General features: G+C 55.4%; 14 protein-coding genes. 8 read left to right on the top strand and 6 right to left on the bottom strand.

The window, feature by feature from the left end; all coding sequences use genetic code 11:
* The first annotated feature begins 4 nt into the window (after positions 1 to 4).
* From FHG12_RS17350 to FHG12_RS17370, 5 genes are all read left to right on the top strand, one after another.
* Positions 5 to 1399: a sensor histidine kinase gene (locus FHG12_RS17350; protein WP_139516926.1), complete on the top strand. Its 1395-nt coding sequence runs from the start codon at positions 5 to 7 to the stop codon at positions 1397 to 1399.
* 141 nt (positions 1400 to 1540) lie between these two features.
* Entirely contained in the window at positions 1541 to 1813 is a 273-nt protein-coding gene (locus FHG12_RS17355) for a hypothetical protein (RefSeq protein ID WP_139516927.1), read from the top strand.
* Positions 1814 to 1908: 95 nt separating this feature from the next.
* Positions 1909 to 3033: an efflux RND transporter periplasmic adaptor subunit gene (locus FHG12_RS17360; RefSeq protein ID WP_230471181.1), complete on the top strand. Its 1125-nt coding sequence runs from the start codon at positions 1909 to 1911 to the stop codon at positions 3031 to 3033.
* A gap of 65 nt (positions 3034 to 3098) precedes the next feature.
* Positions 3099 to 6263, top strand: a complete 3165-nt coding sequence (locus FHG12_RS17365; protein ID WP_139516929.1) for an efflux RND transporter permease subunit — start codon at positions 3099 to 3101, stop codon at positions 6261 to 6263.
* A 39-nt stretch (positions 6264 to 6302) separates the two neighbouring features.
* Positions 6303 to 7760 carry an efflux transporter outer membrane subunit gene (locus FHG12_RS17370; RefSeq protein WP_139516930.1) on the top strand — a complete coding sequence of 486 codons (1458 nt, stop codon included), beginning with the start codon at positions 6303 to 6305 and terminating at the stop codon, positions 7758 to 7760.
* Between the two features lie 68 nt (positions 7761 to 7828).
* Here FHG12_RS17370 and FHG12_RS17375 read toward each other — a convergent pair whose 3' ends face one another.
* Positions 7829 to 9091 carry a TCR/Tet family MFS transporter gene (locus FHG12_RS17375; protein ID WP_139516931.1) on the bottom strand — a complete coding sequence of 421 codons (1263 nt, stop codon included), beginning with the start codon at positions 9089 to 9091 and terminating at the stop codon, positions 7829 to 7831.
* A 151-nt stretch (positions 9092 to 9242) separates the two neighbouring features.
* Positions 9243 to 12671 carry a UvrD-helicase domain-containing protein gene (locus FHG12_RS17380; protein WP_139516932.1) on the bottom strand — a complete coding sequence of 1143 codons (3429 nt, stop codon included), beginning with the start codon at positions 12669 to 12671 and terminating at the stop codon, positions 9243 to 9245.
* Between the two features lie 153 nt (positions 12672 to 12824).
* Between FHG12_RS17380 and FHG12_RS17385 the strand changes: the two genes are divergently transcribed.
* A complete protein-coding gene (locus tag FHG12_RS17385) occupies positions 12825 to 13529 on the top strand; it encodes an HNH endonuclease (RefSeq protein WP_230471182.1) in 705 nt (234 codons plus the stop codon).
* 124 nt (positions 13530 to 13653) lie between these two features.
* Here FHG12_RS17385 and FHG12_RS17390 read toward each other — a convergent pair whose 3' ends face one another.
* The gene (locus FHG12_RS17390) at positions 13654 to 14076 is read right to left on the bottom strand and encodes an acyl-CoA thioesterase (protein WP_139516933.1); all 423 of its coding nucleotides are present in this window, start codon (positions 14074 to 14076) and stop codon (positions 13654 to 13656) included.
* 260 nt (positions 14077 to 14336) lie between these two features.
* Here FHG12_RS17390 and FHG12_RS17395 point away from each other — a divergent pair, with 260 nt between their 5' ends.
* Complete coding sequence (locus FHG12_RS17395) at positions 14337 to 14528, top strand: cold-shock protein (protein WP_139516934.1); 192 nt, start codon at positions 14337 to 14339, stop codon at positions 14526 to 14528.
* Between the two features lie 428 nt (positions 14529 to 14956).
* The gene (locus tag FHG12_RS17400) at positions 14957 to 16912 is read left to right on the top strand and encodes a DEAD/DEAH box helicase (RefSeq protein WP_139516935.1); all 1956 of its coding nucleotides are present in this window, start codon (positions 14957 to 14959) and stop codon (positions 16910 to 16912) included.
* A gap of 133 nt (positions 16913 to 17045) precedes the next feature.
* Here FHG12_RS17400 and FHG12_RS17405 read toward each other — a convergent pair whose 3' ends face one another.
* The 3 genes from FHG12_RS17405 to FHG12_RS17415 all read right to left on the bottom strand — a co-directional run bounded on the left by FHG12_RS17405 (position 17046) and on the right by FHG12_RS17415 (position 19761).
* Complete coding sequence (locus FHG12_RS17405; RefSeq protein WP_139516936.1) at positions 17046 to 17492, bottom strand: PA2169 family four-helix-bundle protein; 447 nt, start codon at positions 17490 to 17492, stop codon at positions 17046 to 17048.
* A 144-nt stretch (positions 17493 to 17636) separates the two neighbouring features.
* Positions 17637 to 18893 carry a BaiN/RdsA family NAD(P)/FAD-dependent oxidoreductase gene (locus tag FHG12_RS17410; RefSeq protein ID WP_230471183.1) on the bottom strand — a complete coding sequence of 419 codons (1257 nt, stop codon included), beginning with the start codon at positions 18891 to 18893 and terminating at the stop codon, positions 17637 to 17639.
* A 31-nt stretch (positions 18894 to 18924) separates the two neighbouring features.
* Positions 18925 to 19761 carry an SDR family oxidoreductase gene (locus FHG12_RS17415; RefSeq protein ID WP_139516937.1) on the bottom strand — a complete coding sequence of 279 codons (837 nt, stop codon included), beginning with the start codon at positions 19759 to 19761 and terminating at the stop codon, positions 18925 to 18927.
* Positions 19762 to 19783 lie beyond the last annotated feature (22 nt).

Raw genomic sequence — 19783 nt, forward strand, 5'->3', positions numbered from 1 at the left:
GAAGATGCTGATTCGCAATAAGTTGATACTGCGGTTTATGCTGCTGGTGGTGGCCATTCAGCTCTGCTTTTCTGCGTTTATCTACTACTTCAACGCCGTATCGCGGCAGCAGAAATACTACCACCGCCTCGAAGCCAAAGCGCAGCTCATGGCCAGCCTCCTGATTAGGCGCGCCAACCTGCGCGACGAGATGCTGCGCAGCTTTCGCAGGAAAGACATGATGACCATGCACGACGAGCGCATCAGCATCTACGATGTTCGCCGGCGCTTGCTGTACCATATCGGCGATGCGCCGGCTTTGGCCAGTAACGTGTTGTATAGCAAGGTGTTAGATAAGGAGAAGTTTGTGCGTTTCGAAGAGGGTAAGCTGGAAACCGTGGGGCTGCGCTACCCCCACGCGGGCCAAACGTACTTCTTGTTTGTTTCGGGCTACGATCAATTTGGTAATCAGCAGTTTCGGAAGCTGCGGCTGCTGCTGCTGGTGGGCAACGTCGGGTCGTTGGTGCTCATCATTGTGGCGGGCTGGTACTTCGCCGATGAGTCGCTGAAACCCATTGCGCGGGTGATTCGGCAGGTGGAGCGCATCACGGCTTCCAACCTGAGCCTGCGCGTCGACGAGGGCAACCAGCAGGACGAAATCGCGCGGCTGGCCATCACGTTCAACAAGATGCTCAGCGGCGTTGAGCAGGCGTTTGAGTCGCAAAAAAGCTTTCTTTCGCATGCGTCGCACGAGCTGCGCACACCCCTGACCAACTTGCTCGGTACGCTCGAAACCTCTCAGGCCTACGACACCGACCTGGCCGAAACCAAGCAAAGCATTGGCTCGGCCGTGGAGGAAATCAAGCGACTGGTGGCCCTCACCAACGGCCTGCTGGCGCTCGCCAAAGCCGACGATACCTCCTTCAAGCGCCAGCCCGTGCGCCTCGACGAGTGCCTGACGCAGGCCATGGGCTATTGCGAAACGAAGTATCCCGGCCGCACCTTAAAATTGGAATTTGGCCCGCTGCCCAAAGAGCTCGACGATGCTTTCACCGTGCAGGGCAACGCGCACCTGCTGACCACAGCGCTCTTCAATATTCTGGAAAATGCCTGCAAATATTCGCAGGATGCCGTAACCGTTCAGTTTGGTTATGCAAAAGACAGTATATTGATTATCAAGGTTATAGATAAAGGAATTGGCATAGCGCCGCAAGAGCAACAGCGCATTCTGGAGCCTTTGTATCGCGGCGAAAACGGCAAAAGCATGCCCGGCTATGGCCTAGGCCTGGCCATCACACACAAGGTTATTCAGCGCCACGGCGGGCAGCTGCACCTTGCGTCGCGGGTAGGAGAGGGCACTACGGTTACCGTGCGGCTGCCCGTGCCTCGTAACAGGATGACTGTCAGCGATAAAGCGTAGCTGACCAAGTAAATTATCTGACCGCTAGCGGGGTGCTTGTACCAGACAGGCACCCCGCTTTTTTAATGTTTTCTAATCTCCTTCTCAGACGGTTTTAATGTCGTGGGCGGTCCTTTGCAGCACAACTAGCGCTCAAAACCGATGCTCAAGGACAACCGTCATCTGGTGCTGATCTACCTGCTGATCGGGGCCATTGTGCTTTCTGTGGGACTTAACTGCTATCTGCTCAGTCCTTTAACAAACAACCTGTCGGAAACAAGCCTGCTCAGCGACGACGCAACCGAGTCGGAGGAGGAGCTGCAACTCACGCGCTCGATGCTGGCCCATTGCCAAGCCGAACAAATGCGCAAAGACAGCCTGCTGGTGAAGGTGTTCAACCACATCGAACCGCTGACAACGCGGGCGCAGTACTGACTATGGTTTTGGTAATACATTGATCATAAGATATTTACAAAATAAAATTTCGTTTTAACGCCCTTCTCATGTCGCCAAAGTATCGTAGATCTCTTGTGTGGCTGCTCCTGCCCACGCTTAGTATAGCTGGGGCCAGCTGCACCGAAACCAGCCAGGCCGACAACACCAAAACGGCCGTGGCGGTCGAGGTGCTGCCCGTGCTGGAGCTAGTGGCGCAGGATACGGTTTTGCATCACGATTATGTTGCTGATATTCAATCGATTAAAAACGTAGAAGTGCGGGCGCGTGTCCAAGGATTTATTGAGAAAATCTACGTGGACGAAGGCAAGGAAGTGAAGGCCGGACAGCCGTTGTTCCGCATCAACGACGCCGAATACAAAACGCAGCTGGCCAAAGCCCGCGCCAACCTGAGCAATGCCGTTGCGCAGTCCAGAGTCGCGCAGCTCGAAGCCGAGCGGGTACGGCTGCTGGTCGACAAAAAGATCATTGCCAAGAGCGAGCTGGAAGTCGCGCAAGCCAAGCTCCGCGCTGCCCAGGCCCAGATTGACGAAGCACGCTCGGCGCAGTCTACGGCGGCCCTGAGCCTGTCGTACACGATGGTACGGGCGCCGTTTGATGGCATCATCGACCGCATTCCGCTGAAAGTCGGGAGCTTAGTCGACAACGGCACGCTGCTCACTACCGTTTCCGACAACCGCGCCGTGTACGCGTATTTTGGCGTGTCGGAGGGTGAGTATTTAGAATATATCAAGACGCGGCAGCAGCACCCCAGCCGCAATAACAATTCGGTGCAGCTGATTCTGGCCGATGGTTCGCAATACACGCCGCCGGGCAAAATTGAAACCGTTGAGAGTGAGTTCAACGAAGGAACAGGCTCTATTTCCTTCCGCGCACGGTTTGATAACCCCCACAAAATCCTAAAACACGGCGCGACGGGCCGCGTGCGCCTCAGCAATACCGTGCACGACGTGGTGCTGGTGCCCCAGAAAGCCGTGTTTGAAATTCAGGACAAAAACTACGTCTTCGTGGTGGACGCCGCCGGCAAAGTCAAGCAGAAAAGCTTTGTGCCGAGCACACGGCTGTCGTATTTCTACGTGGTGAAATCGGGCCTGAAGCCGGGCGAAAAAATCGTGTACGAAGGCATGCAGGATCTGCGCGAAGGGGCTACCATCCGGCCGCGCCCCGTGCTGATGGGGCAGATCCTGGCCGGCGCCCACTAACGCCCGCTGCCCCTGTATCTGCGATCGACCCTTGAGGCGTTTCGTGCCACCGTCAACTTCCGCATATGTTTAATCTGTTCATCCGGCGGCCCGTTCTGTCGCTGGTTATTTCGCTTGTTATCGTGTTTTTGGGCTTGCTAGCGTTCTTTACGCTGCCCATTACGCAGTTTCCCGACATTGTGCCGCCCTCCGTGACCGTGACGGCGCGCTATACCGGCGCCAACGCCGAGGTATGCGCCAAAGCCGTGGCCACGCCGCTCGAACGCGCCATTAACGGGGTGCCGGGCATGTCGTACATGTCGTCGGTGAGCAGCAACAGCGGCCTGACGGTGATTACGGTGTTCTTCCAGGTAGGCATTGACCCTGATGTGGCGGCCGTGAACGTGCAGAACCGCGTGCAAACGGTAATCGACGAGCTGCCGGAAGAAGTGATTAAGGCCGGCGTGGCCACCGAGAAGGAAGTCAACAGCATGCTGCTCTACCTCAACGTGATGAGCGACGATCCGGCGGTGGGCGAGAAGTTCATTTATAACTTCACCGATATCAACGTGTTGCAGGAGCTCAAGCGCATCGACGGCGTGGGCTTCGCCGAGATCATGGGCTCGCGCGAGTACTCGATGCGCGTGTGGCTCAAGCCCGACCGACTGGCTTCGTACAGCGTGTCGGCCGATGAAGTTATCAAAGCCATCCGCGATCAAAACGTGGAAGCGGCCCCTGGCAAAACGGGCGAAAGCTCCGGCAAAGCACCACAGATGCTGCAATATGTGCTGCGCTACACCGGCAAAATGTTTGAGCCGGAGCAATACAAAAACGTCGTGCTTCGGGCTAACGCCGACGGTTCGGTGCTCCGGCTTCGAGACGTGGCCGACGTCGAGTTCGACGTGATGAGCTACGGCATGCTCTCCAAAACCGACGGGCGCCCCTCGGCCTCCATCATGCTCAAGCAGCGTCCTGGCTCCAATGCCAGCGAAGTAATTGCGAATGTGAAAGCGCGCATGGCCGAGCTAAAAGTCACTTCGTTTCCGCCCGGCATGACCTACAACATCGCCTACGACGTGTCGCGCTTCCTCGATGCTTCCATTCATGAAGTGGTCCGCACCTTATTTGAGGCATTTTTGCTGGTGTTTCTGGTGGTGTACCTGTTCATCCAGGACTGGCGCTCTACCCTGATTCCGGCGCTGGCCGTGCCGGTGGCGTTGGTGGGCACGCTGTTCTTTATGCAGCTCTTTGGCTTTTCGATTAACCTGCTGACCCTCTTTGCATTAGTGCTCGCCATCGGCATTGTGGTCGACAATGCAATTGTGGTAGTGGAGGCCGTGCACGCCAAAATGCACGAGCAGCATTTGTCGCCACGCGAAGCCACATTTGCAGCTATGGGCGAAATGGGCGGCGCCATCATCGCCATCACGCTGGTGATGTCGGCCGTGTTTGTGCCGGTCGCGTTTATGACCGGGCCGGTGGGCGTATTCTACCGGCAGTTTTCGCTAACGCTGGCCATTTCCATCGTGATCTCAGGTATTAACGCCCTGACTTTGACGCCAGCTTTGTGTGCACTCATCCTGAAGTATGATCCTGAGAATCAGACCGAAAAGAAAGGGTTACTCAACCGCTTTTTCGCTTGGTTCAACCGAGGCTACGCAGCGTTTTCGGCTCGCTATCAGCAGTTGGTAAGCTTTGTGGCGCGGCGCCGTGCTATCACCATTGGGCTGTTTTTGTTTTTCTGCGCGGCTACTTGGGGGGTTAGTGCGATTCTGCCCGGCGGCTTCATCCCGACCGAAGATCAGGGCATGATTTACGTGAACGTAACCACGCCGCCCGGCGCCACCGTGGAGCGCACCGACCGCGTCCTCGACAAAATCCAGCAGGCCACCAAAGGCATTGATGCCGTGGAGTCGGTTTCAAACCTGGCCGGCTACAGCCTGATGAGCGAAGTGGCGGGTGCTTCCTACGGCATGGGTATGATCAATCTCAAGCCGTGGGAAGAGCGCGAAGAATCTGTGAGTGAGATCATTACGCTGCTGGAAGCCAAAACCAAAGGCATCACCGACGCTCAGATTCAGTTTTTCCCGCCGCCTACCGTGCCCGGCTTCGGTAACTCCAGCGGCTTTGAGCTGCGCCTGCTCGACAAGACCGGTCGTGGCGATTTGCAGCAGACCGACAAAGTCGCCAAAGATTTCATTGCCGCCCTAAAGCAGCGCCCCGAAATCGGGAGTGCTTTCACCGGTTTCGATCCTACGTTCCCGCAGTATCTCATTCACGTTGACCAGGATATGGCCGCCAAAAAAGGCGTCACTATCGACAACGCCATGAGTACGCTACAAACCCTGATGGGCAGCTATTACGCCTCCAACTTCATCCGCTTCGGGCAGATGTACAAGGTAATGGTGCAAGCCGCGCCCAACTACCGCACCAAGCCCGAAGATTTGCTGAAGCTTTTCGTGAAGAACGACCGCGGCGAGATGGTGCCGTATTCTACGTTTATCCGGCTGGAACGCGTGTACGGCCCCGAGCAGCTCACGCGCTACAACATGTACACCTCGGCCATGCTCAACGGCGACGCGGCCCCCGGCTACAGCTCCGGCGATGCCATCAACGCCATCGAGGAAGTGGCCGCCAAAGAGTTGCCGCGCGGCTATAGCTTCGAGTGGTCGGGCATGACGCGCGAGCAGATCCTGTCGGGCAACCAGGCGATCTACATTTTTGCGGTCTGCTTGGTGTTTGTATACCTCTTATTAGCAGCCCAATACGAAAGTTTTCTGCTGCCGCTGCCGGTTCTGCTGTCGTTGCCGACGGGCATCTTCGGGGCGTTTCTGGGGCTGAAGCTGCTGGGGCTGGAAAACAACATCTACGCTCAGGTTTCGCTCGTGATGCTCATTGGGCTGCTGGGCAAAAATGCCATCCTCATCATCGAGTTTGCGGTGCTGCGTCAGAGGGAAGGCCATTCTATTCTCAATGCCGCCGTGGAAGGCGCCGTGTCGCGTCTGCGGCCTATCCTGATGACTTCGTTCGCCTTCATTGCGGGTCTGATTCCGCTGTGCGTGGCCAGCGGCGCCGGGGCTTTGGGCAACCGCTCCATCGGCACGGCGGCCGCGTCGGGCATGCTAGTGGGCACCGTGGCGGGCGTGGTGCTGATTCCGGGGCTGTACGTGCTGTTCGCGAAGCTGGCGGAGAAAAAAGGCCGAAAAGAGAGCCAGCCTGCGACCGAAGAACTGGAAGTTGCGCGGGCTTAGGGCAGCGCATAGCTATTTGATAAGATGTTCAGAGTAAAGATGTTACATAAGCTATTAAAGCGCTTCCTGCTTTTTATCTGCTCGGCCGCGCTCGTTACGGGGTGCAAAGTGGCGGCGCCCCCGCAGCTGCCGTCCTTGCCGAAGGCCCCGGCTTCGTTTCTCAATCGCACCGATACCACGGCCAGCATTGCCGATATGCCCTGGTCGCAGTTCTTTACTGATCCGAACTTGGTCAGCCTGATCGACACGGCGCTCAACCGCAATTTCGACCTGCTCACCACCATTCAGCGCATTGAGGTTGCTCGCGCTAACGTCCTGATTACCAAAGGCGCCCTGTTTCCCACCGTCAATGGCGTTGCGTCGGCGGGAGTGGAGCGTTACGGCAAGTACACGCTCAACGGCGTGGGTAACTACGATACGAACCTGTCGCCCAACATCGATGGGCGTCAGCGCATTCCCAATCCCACCCCCGACTATTTCCTGGGCCTGCGCAGCTCTTGGGAGCTGGATATCTGGGGGAAGCTGCGCAACCGCCGCAAAGCCGCTTATACCCGCCTGCTGGCTACCGAAAAAGGCCGGCAGCTGATCACGACCGCGCTCGTGGCCGAAATAGCCCGCCTGTATTTCGAGTTGCTAGCCCTTGATAATGAGGTGAATGTAATTCGGAAGAACGTGGGGCTGCAACAGCGAGCTTACGAAATTGTACAGGTGCAAAAGCTGGGTGGCCGCGCTACGGAGCTGGCCGTGCAGCAGTTCGGGGCGCAGTTGCTGAACACGCGCAGTCTCGAATTTGCGCGTCGCCAGGAAATTGTGCGGGTCGAGAACCAGCTGAATCTGCTGCTGGGGCGTTATCCGCAGCCCATTGTGCGCGGCCAGCCCATTCGGGAGCAGCAGTTGCCGGCAACCGTTTCGGCCGGCTTGCCGGCTACGATGCTGCTGCGCCGGCCCGACGTGCAACAGGCTGAGCTAGAGCTGGCTGCCTCACGCGCCGATATTTCGGCGGCTCGTGCCGCGTTTTTGCCCTCCCTGACGTTGTCGCCGTATATGGGCTTCAACGCCTTCAAAACCTCGCTGCTGTTTCAGGGGCCGGAATCAATTGCGTACGGTATCGTGGGTGGCCTAACCGCGCCGCTCGTCAACCGCGCCGCTCTGAAAGCCGAGTACGTCCGCTCGACGGCCAACAACGTGGGCGCCTTTTACGCCTACCAAAAAGCTATCCGCACGGGCTATCAGGAAGTGGTAACCAACTTGCAGGGTATCGATAACTACCGGCAGGTGTATCAGCTTAAAGAGCAGGAAGTTACCTCACTCAACAAAGCCGTGTCCATCTCCAACGACCTCTTTGTGGCTGGCTACGCCACGTACCTGGAGGTGATAACGGCCCAACGCAGCGTGCTGGAAGCCGAATTGCAGCTCACCAACGCCCGCCGCGAGCAGTTCTTCCTACTCATTGATTTGTACCGGGCATTGGGTGGCGGCTGGGGCGCAACCCGGTAACAGAGACAACGCGCTCGTTACCAAGTGTCTTGTTAAATACTTGGTAATGAGCGCGTTGCGAAATGAAGTTAGTGGACAGGTGTTTCAGTCGCCGCCACTTCCTCTGGAATAATTACGTGTCCGGAATTCCTGTTTAAGGAGCGCATGGCCAGCAGCACGCTGATAATCGTGAGCACAGCACCGGCCAGAAACGCAGCCCCTGGGAAATGCACCGGCGCACTCGGACCCGTGAAATACGAGAACAGGTTGGTCATGAGCGGCGGCCCGACAATGGCCGTCAAGCTAACTAGGCTGGTGAGCGCACCTTGCAGTTCGCCTTGTTCGTTGGCCGGCACCTGTGTGGAAATGATGCTTTGGAGCGCCGGTCCGGCGATGCCGCCCAAGCAATAAGGCACCAAAAAGGCAAACATCATCCAGCTTTTGTCGGCAAATGCAAAGAGCAGAAAGCCAGTGGCATACAGGCTTAGACCGAGCGACACGGAGCGTTTTGCTCCCAGCTTTGGGTTCAGAACGCGAATGAGCAAGCCCTGCACCAGCGCCGTCAGCAGCCCGACTACCCCAAGCGAAGCCCCAACCCATCCTTCGTTCCAGTTGAAGCGGTACATCACAAAGTACGACCACGTACTCTGCACGGCGTGGGCCGCAATATAGAGCAGCACCAGCGAGCCCACCATGCCCATAATGACAGGGTAACGTTGCAGTTGCCGCAGCGACCCCACCGGGTTGGCGCGTTTCCACTCAAACTGGCGCCGATTCTCGGTGGCCAACGATTCGGGCAGCACAAAGAATCCGTAGAGCCAATTGAGCATTGTGAGTCCTGCGGCTACCAAAAAGGGAACCCGCGGCCCAAAATGCCCCAGCAACCCGCCAATTACAGGCCCGATAATAAACCCTAGCCCAAAGGCGGCCCCGATCATGCCGAAGTTCTGCGCCCGTTTTTCGGGTGGGCTGATGTCGGCGATGTAGGCCGAGGCAGTCGTGAAGCTGGCGCCCGTAATGCCCGCAATGATGCGCCCTACAAACAGCCACCCCACGCTGGGCGCAAAGGCCACAAATAAGTAGTCGAGCCCAAAGCCAAACAACGCAAATAACAGCACCGGCCGCCGCCCGTATTGGTCGCTGAGGTTGCCGAGCACGGGCGAAAACAGAAATTGCATGCTGGCAAATGCAAAGCCCAGCCAACCGCCGTACTTGGCTGCCTCGCTCATGCCGCCGCCCGTCAGCTGACTGATGAGCTTAGGGATAACCGGAATGATGATGCCGAACCCAATGACGTCCAGCAGCAGCGTTACGAAGATGAAGCCGAGGGCAGCTTGGCGTTTATCGGACATAGTTCTCTGCTAGTTAGACAAGTGCAGACTACGCATCTGCATGCTGTAAGATACGAATAAATATCAATATATCTAATATTATTAGCATAAAACTAAAAAAATTGGAAGTAGTCTTGGTTATGACCGTCAAGTACCTTGCCTAGGTAAATGCTTAAAAAACAAGTACTTCCTCCGTGTCAAAATAATACAGCACACATTGCACATCGGAGTAGCCCAGCTGGCGAAATAGCTCGGCATATTGCTGCAACTGGCGTTTGTGCTGCGCTTCGGGCGGCGGAATCTTAAAATCAACCAGCGTAACGCGGCCGGGTGCCGGACCCAGGTTGGGCTCGAAGGCGATGCGGTCGGGCTTGTAATCTTGGCGGCGCGCGCCACCCACCAGAATCTCTCGCTCCGTTTCTACCAACACCGAATGGCTGAAGTAGTGCGCCATTTGCGGGTGCTGGGTTACGTGGTGCAGCTTCTCCACCAGCTCTGCGCGCTCGCGGGTGCTCACAAGTCCTTCGGCCACCAATTGCGCGGCCACGCGGTCGTCATCAATGGCTAAAATGATGCGGCGCAGGGCGTAATGAAGCTTGCGGTTCCACTCGCGCTGCACTTGCTGATCGTCGAAATCAAAGACGGTGTTGGCATGCCGGCGCAGCCGCAGGCGCTCTTCCCAAGGCGTGCTGGCCAAGTTAGTAAGAGGATACAGGTCGGGGCTAAGAGCCTGTTTATTAGCACTCGGAACCGCATTTTGGCCGTCGGAAAGGATATATGCCGTGCGCTCGTCGTCCCACTGGTGGGTAGCCACCAAATAGCGATGCAAAAGCTCCGCCACCGTACGGGCCTGTTCGGGCGTATCCGTAGTATCGCCCTCTTTGGTCGCTTTGGTTGGTTTGGGCTGCCGGGTGATGACGTAGAGGCGGTGGCGCGGCCGCGTGAAGGCCACGTAAAGCATGTTGAGGCCTTCCAGAAACGTCTTTTCCAACTCCTCGGTGTATTGCAAGGCGAGGGGCGTGCGCGTCAGCGCCTGCGTCTGGCTGACGACAGCCACGGCGGGCATCTCGGGCACTGGTTTTTCATCGGTCGTCAACCGGCCCCACAACAGCGTGCCGCGGTAGGGCGTCAGCGACCAGTCGGCGAAGGGCACGATGACTACGCCGTACGCCAGCCCTTTTGCCTTATGCACCGTGGTAATGGTGATGGCATCACGGCCGGCGGGCGCATTGATACTCAAAGTGCTTTTCTTTAACTCCCAGTAAGACAAGAAGTTATTGAGGTTGTTGCCGAAGCGCAGGCTGTATTCCAAGGTCAGGTCGAGGAAGCGGAAAAGGTATTCGCTTTCCTCGTTGCGCCCCAATAGCCCAAATGTGCCAATCAGCCGCTCGGTGAGCTCGTACAGGCCCAAATTGCCGGTTTCGCGCTCCTGCACGTCGTAGCCCAGCGTGCGCAATTCGTCGAAGAAGGGCAAGGCGTGCGCTGCGTTGGCTAGTCCGGCGATGTGGCGCGCGCGGTCCGGTGTCGGCGCCGTGCGCCGTACCACTTTGTCCACTAGCAACAAGGCCTCGGCGCGGGCCAGCGTATCGGCGGGCTGGTTGAGCACCCGAAATACCGCCACCAGCAAATTGACCACCTCCGCAAACTCCAGCGAAAGTGAATCGGCAGAAATGATAGGATAGCCTCTCTCTTTCAAGAACTTAGCCACGCGCCGGCTGCTGTCGCGCCGACGGCACAGCACGGCAATATCCTGAAGGCGAAAGCCGTCGTGCACGGCTTGCTCAACCAATTGCAGCGTCAGGTAGAGCGTGCTTTCGTCGTAGTCGAAAACGTGGTTGGGCGCAAGACCGGGCAGCGGCTCCTCGGTGTAAGCGCCGGTGGCGGGGTCGTAGCGACGGGCAAGCGTGTCGTTGTCGGTAAAGAGCAGTTCAACATGACCCGGTGAGCCCGAGGCAGCAGGCAGTCGGTCGGGCGACTCCTGCCCAAACTCCTCATCGTAAATACCTTGCACCAACGGCAGTTGCGGATGCGTTTGGCTTACTTGCCCGAAAAAGTCGTTGTTGAACTGGATAATGCCCGGTGCCGAGCGGTAATTTACATTGAGCTGTCGGGGTTCCAGCGCTTGGTCGAGGGTGATGTAGCGGCTCTGCAACAGATCGCGTAATTCCTCGTCGGCAATGCGCCCGTAGAGGTATTCCGTTTGATTTTTGTGCAGCCGCAGAATCTGCTCCATCTCCCCGCCCCGCCAACGGTAAATGGCCTGCTTGGCGTCGCCCACGGCCAGCGAAAGGTTGCCGGTCGAAACAGCATTTTCTACCAACGGCAGCAAGTTATTCCACTGAAGCACAGAGGTATCCTGAAACTCGTCGATGAGCAAATGCAGGTAGCGCTCGCCCATGCGCTCGTAAAGAAAGGGCACCGGCTCGCGCAACACAATCTGGGCAATGCGGCGATTGAACTCGGCAATGAGCACCACGCCTCGCTCCCGGCTGAGCTGGTCCACGGCTTTGCTCAGTTCGCTCAGCAACGATACCTGAAACAGGTACGGTAGCATCCCGGTAACTATCAGATAATCTGATAGTTGTGCAGAACGCAGATTTTCAAGCTCTTGATAAGCAGCGGTTACATCGACTTTTACTGCATCCACACGCAGCTTGTCGGCCGCCGTCTTGACTTTTCCGCTGTACCATTTGTCTTGCTCGATGGTGGCGCGTACGTAGCTATTGGCTTCTTTATCAGGCAATAAGCGCTCCTGCCACTTCGCGAAATAGCCAATGATGCCGCTCTTACCTTGGTACAAATCAGCCTCCGTGACGCCTGCCGCGTCCAACGTGGCCAGTGCCCGCGCCGCGACGGCCTGAAATGTGGTTTCGATTTCTTCCTTGCGCTTGCGCAGCGTCTCGTGCAGGCGGCGGTAATCTTGCAACGACAGTTGCTGCAGTTGGGCCACGGCTTCGTGAACGGGTTCGCTAAGCAGAAAGCGGCCAAACTGGACTAGCTCGTCGGAGAGGTTGTTCCAGCTACGGCCTTCGTCGGCTTTGGTCAGGGCGTAGTCGGCCAGAGAGCGAGAGAGGAGCTTGCTGTTGGGATCTCGGTTTACTTTATCAAGTAACAGTGCCACAGCACTTTGTAGAACGGTGTCGCTGTCTAGCTCTACTTCAAACGTAGCCGGCAAGCCCAGCTCTCGCGTGAACGTCTGCACAATGCGTTGCACAAACGAGTCGATGGTGCTGACGGCAAAATCGGCGTAGTGATACAGCACCAGCCGAAACGTAGCCGCCGCCCGCCGCCGCAGCTCCTGTTGCCGCTCCGCGGCAGTTTGGGCATGACGCGGCAAGTGGCCGTCCGCCGCTAATTCTTCCGCTATTTCGCGCAGCAATACATCCTCCTGATTATCAATAGGGTATGCAAAGCGCCGCAACGCCTCGATGATGCGATGCTTCATTTCCCCGGCCGCATCGTTGGTAAACGTGATCGCCAGAATGCTTTTGAAATACGCTGGATCTTCGGAGCCCAGCGCCAGCTTCAGGTATTCCTTGGTAAGCTGGTACGTTTTGCCAGAGCCGGCGGAAGAGGAATAGATGCGAAAGGTTTGGGGCATTTTGGAAGGAGAGTGGCTTTCTGCAAAAGTAAAGCAGAAGTAATGTCACTATAGCCCATTTGAGTAGATTGGCCCTAATTGCGCACTATGCCAATAAAATCGGGAGATATACAGGCAACTATTTAGGGCATCTTAGCACTCAAGACTAATACCATGGCACAACCGGGCGATATAATTTCTTATAATGAGATGTGCCTTGAAGTAGGATACTCATTGCAAAGAGGAATGAACTTCCAAGTGGGAGGCGAGGTGAGTGTGATATTGATGTCTTTACGGAAAGGTGCTCCGTACGCTGATAGAATTGAGAATAATGGAGACGTCCTTATCTACGAAGGACACGACGTGCCAAAAAACGAATCAGCAAATCCAAAGACAGTGAATCAGCCAATGGTATTGCCAAGTGGCCGGCTCACACAAAATGGGAAATTCTTTCAGGCAGCAGAAGGGTATAAAAATGGGCGCTCTCCTGAATTGGTCAAGGTATATGAGAAAATAAAAGATGGTATTTGGGTATATAACGGAGTATTCGAACTGATCGATTCTTGGATTGAAAAATCAAAATCAGAGGCTAGAAATGTGTTTAAATTCAAGCTCCATGTGACGGATAGAAGTATTGATCAAAAGAATAAGCGGGTTGAAGAACTAAAAGATATTGGTCATAATAGATTGATACCGACTTCTGTTAAACTGGAGGTATGGAAACGGGATAATGGGAAATGTATTCAATGTGGAAGCGCTGATAATTTACACTTTGATCATATCCTCCCTTTCTCTAAAGGTGGTACATCCCTGAGAGCCGACAATATTCAATTACTATGCGCTAGGCATAATTTGCAAAAGAGCAGTCATATTATTTGAACATAAACAGTATAGGACGCACCCTCTGGGTTTTAATATACAAGAAAGTGGGCTATCAGTTGTTCATTCGATAACCAATGATCATAGGCGCTGTATACTTAGCTTACTGTTTGCTCTACTCTTTTTATCCCACCGGTCCCCACAGCCGCTCGATCAAATCCGGCGTTACACGCTTCGGCCGCTGAGTAGCGGGGTCAAGCAGTACCCATTGCGTTTCAGCCTCACAGAGCAGCACCCCATCTGAAACGCGCTCTATGTGCACAAAGCGCTGACTTTGCGCGCCTTTTACTTCCCCGATCCAGGTGGTAGCTCGTAGCTCCTCGCCAGCGAAGGCCGAGCGATGATAACGAATGCGATGTTCGAGCACTACCCATATATAAGCGTCGCGCTCGCCCGGCGGGTAGGCCGTGAGCCAATGGGCGCCGGCCGTATCCTGCACCCAACGCACATACTGCACATTATTGGCGTGGCCAAGCTCGTCAATGTCGCTTTCGACGACTTGAAATGTGCGGGAAAAGCGAAAAGCAGGGCCAGTAAGGTCAGTCATATAGAAAAAAGTGCAGCAGCAGAAAATGTGCCTTTCAGACGAATAAGAGGCGATTTTCGATTGGTTTTGGGCGGAAGACAGCAGTCCGACTCGCCTCCCTAACAACGTTTCTATGGGGGGTATTGCATCAATTCAGGAAATTATATAGTATCTTTGACTCAACTTAAGAGAATGAGCTTCGTTTCGCCTGCCAGATGCCTAGAGTTTCAGCAGTTTTTTCAGTGGCTGCATTATCTTAAAGAAACTCTTACAAACCCATCATGCAGACAGGAACTGTAAAATTCTTCAATGACACCAAAGGTTTTGGTTTCATCAAAAACGACGCTACTGGCGAAGACATTTTCGTACACGTAAGCGACCTAGTGGATGATATCCGCGAGAACGACAAAGTTGAGTATGAAGTAGCCCAAGGCAAAAAAGGCCTGAACGCTGTAAAGGTGAAGTTGGCGTAAGCTGATTTCGTCTCATAGTCGAAACAAAAAAGCATGCTATCTGGCATGCTTTTTTGTTTTAATGCTTAGGTGTAAATACTTGATTATCAATGCATTATGTTTATGCGAGGAGTTGCGTAGCCCAACTATAAAAATTGGTTTACGTTAACGATGCAGCAAGAAGCAGCAGAGGATTGTTTTTCTGTGCCGTGCGGCGTCTTTTAGAGATTTTCTGTCTGACCTAGATATTGTACTATATTTTTCGTACCTTTGCAGCCGCATTGAGAATGGCCCCGTTCCGCGCAGCTACGGCTGCTTTTGTTTAACATACTGGCCGTCACCGTCTTCCGTCCGTTGCTTCCGTCGCTTGTCGTTGTTGTTGAGTGGGAGAAGAACGTCGCTGAATCTGCTGTTTTCAGAGCATTGTTTATTCTCCATCAACCATTGACATGGAAAAAGTAAAATTTGACGAGCTCGCTCTCTCTGCGGAGATGCAGCGCGCTATCACGGAAGTAGGCTACGAAGAGGCTTCGCCAATCCAAAGTGCTGCTATCCCCGTTTTGCTGGAAGGCAAAGACGTAATTGGTCAGGCCCAAACGGGTACCGGCAAAACCGCAGCTTTTAGTATCCCCGCCATTGAGCGCGTCGATTCCGACTCGCGCGACGTGCAAGTATTGGTGCTGTGCCCTACCCGTGAGCTTGCTGTGCAGGTGTCGGGTGAAATTCAGAAACTCGGCAAGTACAAGCGTGGTCTGGCCGTAGTGCCGATCTACGGTGGCTCGAGCTACGATCGTCAGTTCCGTGCTCTGGAGCGCGGCGTGCAAATCGTAATCGGTACGCCCGGCCGTGTGATGGACCACATCGAACGCGGTACGCTAAAGCTTGACAAGGTGAAAACCGTCATCCTCGACGAAGCCGACGAAATGCTCGACATGGGCTTCCGCGACGACATCGAAACGGTGCTCTCGAAGATGCCGGCCGAACGCCAGACGGTGTTCTTCTCGGCCACGATGAGCAAGCCGATCATGGAACTGACGAAGAAGTACCAGCGCGATCCGCAAATCGTGAAGGTCAATCATCAGGAAATGACCGTCTCGAACATCGAGCAGAGTTACTACGAAGTGCGCGGTCCGCAGAAAAAGGACGTGCTCACCCGTCTGATCGACATGTTCAACCTGAAGTCAGCCATTGTGTTTGCTAACACCAAGCGCATGGTAGACGACATCGTAGGCGACCTGCAAGCCAAAGGCTATTTTGCCGAAGGACTGCACGGCGACATGGGCCAGCAGCAGCGCCAGAACACGCTGGATAAGTTCCGCAAAGGCACGCTGGAAATTCTGGTAGCCACCGACGTAGCCGCCCGTGGTATCGACGTAGAAAATGTAGAAGCTGTAGTAAACTACGACCTTCCCGCCGACGAAGAATATTACGTGCACCGCATTGGTCGTACGGGCCGCGCCGGCAAATCGGGTCGCGCCTTCACATTCGTGTCGGGTCGCGATATTTACAAGCTGCGCGACATCATGCGCTTTACCAAAGCGCAGATCAAGCAGGAACGCATTCCGTCGTTTGAGGACGTATCGGAGGTGAAAACCACGCTGTTCCTGAACCAGATCAAAGAAATCATCGAGAAAGGCAACTTAGAAAAGTACGTTGCCCGTGTGCAGCGTCTGCTCGACCAGGAAGAAGAAACTACCTCGTTGGACATTGCAGCTGCGTTGCTGAAAATGACCATGAAGGAAGGCAAACAGGCTGAAAAAAGCCTGGAAGCCGACCGCGAGCGTGGCGCCGTTCGTCCGGGTTTCACGCGTTTGTTCGTGACAATGGGCAAAAAAGACCGTGTGCATCCACGTGATATCGTGGATCTGATTGCCGAAAACACCGGCCTCACCGCTGGTAAAGTTGGCGATATCGCGCTCTACGATAAGTTTAGCTTTGTAGAAGTGCCTTCCGAGTTTGCCGATGAGATCATCTCGGCGCTGGGCCGCACCTCCATCCAAGGCCGTCCGGTTTCCTTCAACATCGCCACTCCTCGTCAAGAAGGAGATGCACAGGAGGAAGGCGGCAACCGCGAACGTCGCAGCTTCGGCGCCGATGAAAACCGTCCGGCTCGTCGCGCTCCCTTTGGCGATCGTCGCGAGGGTGGCAGTGGTGGCTACGGTGGCAACCGCGGTGGTGGCAGCAGCTACGGCGGCAACCGCGGCGGCGGAAGCTACGGCGACCGTCGCGAAGGCGGCAGCAGCTACGGCGGAAGCCGCGGTGGCAGCAGCTTTGGTGGCAACCGCGGTGGCGGTAGCAGCTACGGCGGCAACCGCGGCGGCGGAAGCTACGGTGGCAATAGCCGCGGTGGCAGCAGCGAAGGTGGCTATAAAGGCCGTCGCGACAACCAAAGCTTTGACGAATAGCATCGCTTAGCATAAAAAGGAAACGCCCCGATTGCCAAAACAGTCGGGGCGTTTCCTTTTTATCTTATTTCCGCAACTGACTTAAAGTTAAGCAGTTATGAGAAATGGCTTCTGATTGCTCAGCAGTCGAATACTATTTTGACGAATCGCGCAGGGCCTTGATTTCGTCGTGGCCTTGCTTGATACCAGCAGCCTGCTTGTCGATGATGGTTTTCAGCTCGCCCGGCAGATCCTGGATTTTTTGCGCGGTTTCGTAAGCCTTCTTGGCGTAGTCTTCGCCACGCTCGCATTCTGCTAGAATGCTATGGCGGTCTTTGCTGGTTACCAGCCCTTTAAGATTGATAAAGGCACGATGCACGGTGCCGGTTACGGAGCTGCTTTCGTCTGGCTTGAGGTCCAGCTTGAACATCTGGTCTTCCAACTCCGTGATGTAGCTGGAGCGCTGGGCAGCATATTTCTTAAAGGTATCTTTCAGATCGGCGTCTTCCACGTCGGTCATGGCTTCTGCATAGCCTTTCTGGCCATCTTTTAGCGTTTCGAGTAATTCGTTGAGGGCGGCCGTTGTTGTTTTGGCATCCATGAGTGGGTCGGTTTAGGTGTAGAGGGAAACAAAGTTGTGTTTCTCTGTACTGCTAAACCCCAGGTAGGGTTGCAAACTGGCCTGCCCAAACACATGCGCTGTATCTCCGCTTCATGGCTTACTTAAAACTGGCCCGCGCCAATATCAACCCTGCTCCTGTTGGGTATATGCCATTGCTTGTCCGGCCAGATAGCCCGTCGTCCAGGCAGCTTGAAAGTTGAATCCGCCCGTAATGCCATCAATATCAAGTACTTCGCCTGCGAAATACAGGTCCGGTATGAGGCGGCTTGCCATTGTTTTCATATTGACTTCAGCCAGCAGGATGCCACCGCACGTCACAAACTCTTCTTTAAATGTCGTTTTGCCGCGCACTGCCAAGGGCATGCGTAACAAGTTTTCAATCAGGCGATTCTGAACTTTGGCTGCTAGTTCGCTCCAACGCGTTTCGTCTATTACTCCGGCTTGGTCGGTGAGGGTACGCCAAAGTCGTTGTGGCAAACCAAACAGGGGATTGGACTGCACCACCTTGCGGCCATTCTGAGCCCGAAATTCGTGCAGCCATTGCCGCAGCTTTTCTTCTGTATGCGTTGGTACCCAGCTTACTAGGGCTGTGCCGGTATAGTTGAGTTCGTGCAGGAGGCGTGAGCCCCACGCCGATAGCTTGAGCACGGCCGGGCCGCTCACGCCCCAGTGTGTAACCAACAAAGGCCCTTCATACGAAAGCGTTGAACCCGCCAATACCACGCGGGCGTGTGGCACGCTCACGCCCATTAGCTCGCGCAGGGGCGATTCGGGCACGTTGAAGGTAAACAGGGAAGGCACTGGCTCGGCAACGCTGTGGCCTAAGGCCCGCAACCAATTATAGCCTTCGCTTTTGGGAACGCCGCCCGTAGCGATAAGTAGCTTATTTACAACCAGTTCCTGCGCATGAGTGCCCGTGAGACGCAAGGAAAAGCCACCTTCCGGCAAGGGAGTAAGCTCTTCAGCCGCCGTGTTATTCCAAATTTTTACGCCGGCCTGCCGCGCAGCTTCCAGCAAGCACTGGGCAATGGTTTCGCTGGAATCGGTGGTAGGAAACATGCGCCCATCGGCCTCGGTTTTGAGCTGGACGCCGCGGCGCTCGAACCATTGCACCGTATCCTGGGCGCCAAACTGTTTGAACGGCTCTTTCAGCTGTTTGCCACCCCGTGGGTAATGCTGCACAAGCTGCGCCGGCGAAAAACAAGCGTGTGTTACGTTGCAGCGACCGCCACCCGATACACGCACTTTGCTCAGCAACTTGCCGGTTTTTTCGATAAGAATGACCGTGAGCTGTGGGTTGGCTTCCGCACAGGCGATGGCGCCAAAAAAACCCGCCGCCCCGCCGCCCAACACGGCTACTACAGAAGAAGAGGAATTCACACCGCAAAGATACGTGTGAAACACCTGAGCTTCAGGCCTTCAACGCTTCAAACAAGTTATTATGTAAGAACTTGTACTTCAATGATTTATGCATCAGCGCACTACTGATGGTTTTGCCACTGCTGGTATCGTCGGCGCGGAATATTGGGGGTGCGGTGTGCAATTGGGCGGCGGCAGCCGTGTAAAATTCCTGCCGTGTAGGGTGATGGTCGGCGCATGCGTTGAAGGTGTATCCCCAGGCCTGCTGACGAATGATGGCCATCAGCAGCCCAACACAATCGTCGAGGTGAATGAGGTTGACGGGCGCCTGCGCATTGGGAACATCTTGGCGGCCCGCCAGAAAGCGGCCCGGCGGCCGGGCCGGCCCGAAAAGACCACCAAAGCGAACCACTGTGGTAAGCCAGTGGCTTTGCTGGATGAAATTGCTTTCAGCCCGCAACAAATCCGAGGAAGCGGTAGCCGTAGAAACCGCATCAACCTCTGTCATGACGCGGGGTTCATCGGGATAGACGCTGGTAGAGCTTACAAACAGAATGTGCCGCACGCCGCAGGCCGCAATCGCTTGTTGCACAGGTCGTAACAAATCCGGATAAGTGCTTGCTGTCTTACGCGGAGGTACGTTGAGCACCAATACATCCGCGCCGATGAGCATGGCTCGAAGCGTATCGTCGTCGGTTTGGGTGAATTCCGGACCAAGGCGCAGCAAATAAGGCGTAATGCCGGCATCGCGCAACTTCAGCAAATGACTCGGGCGGGTCGTGGAGCCGGTCACGACGTGGCCCGCCGCAACCAGCGCTTTCGCCAAGGGCAGGCCCAGCCAACCGCAACCCAACACGGCAATGGTCGGAAGAAAGGGATCTGTTGTCATGCGTCCCAAAGGTGGTAAAAAT

The organism is Hymenobacter jejuensis (assembly GCF_006337165.1).
Taxonomy (GTDB): domain Bacteria; phylum Bacteroidota; class Bacteroidia; order Cytophagales; family Hymenobacteraceae; genus Hymenobacter; species Hymenobacter jejuensis.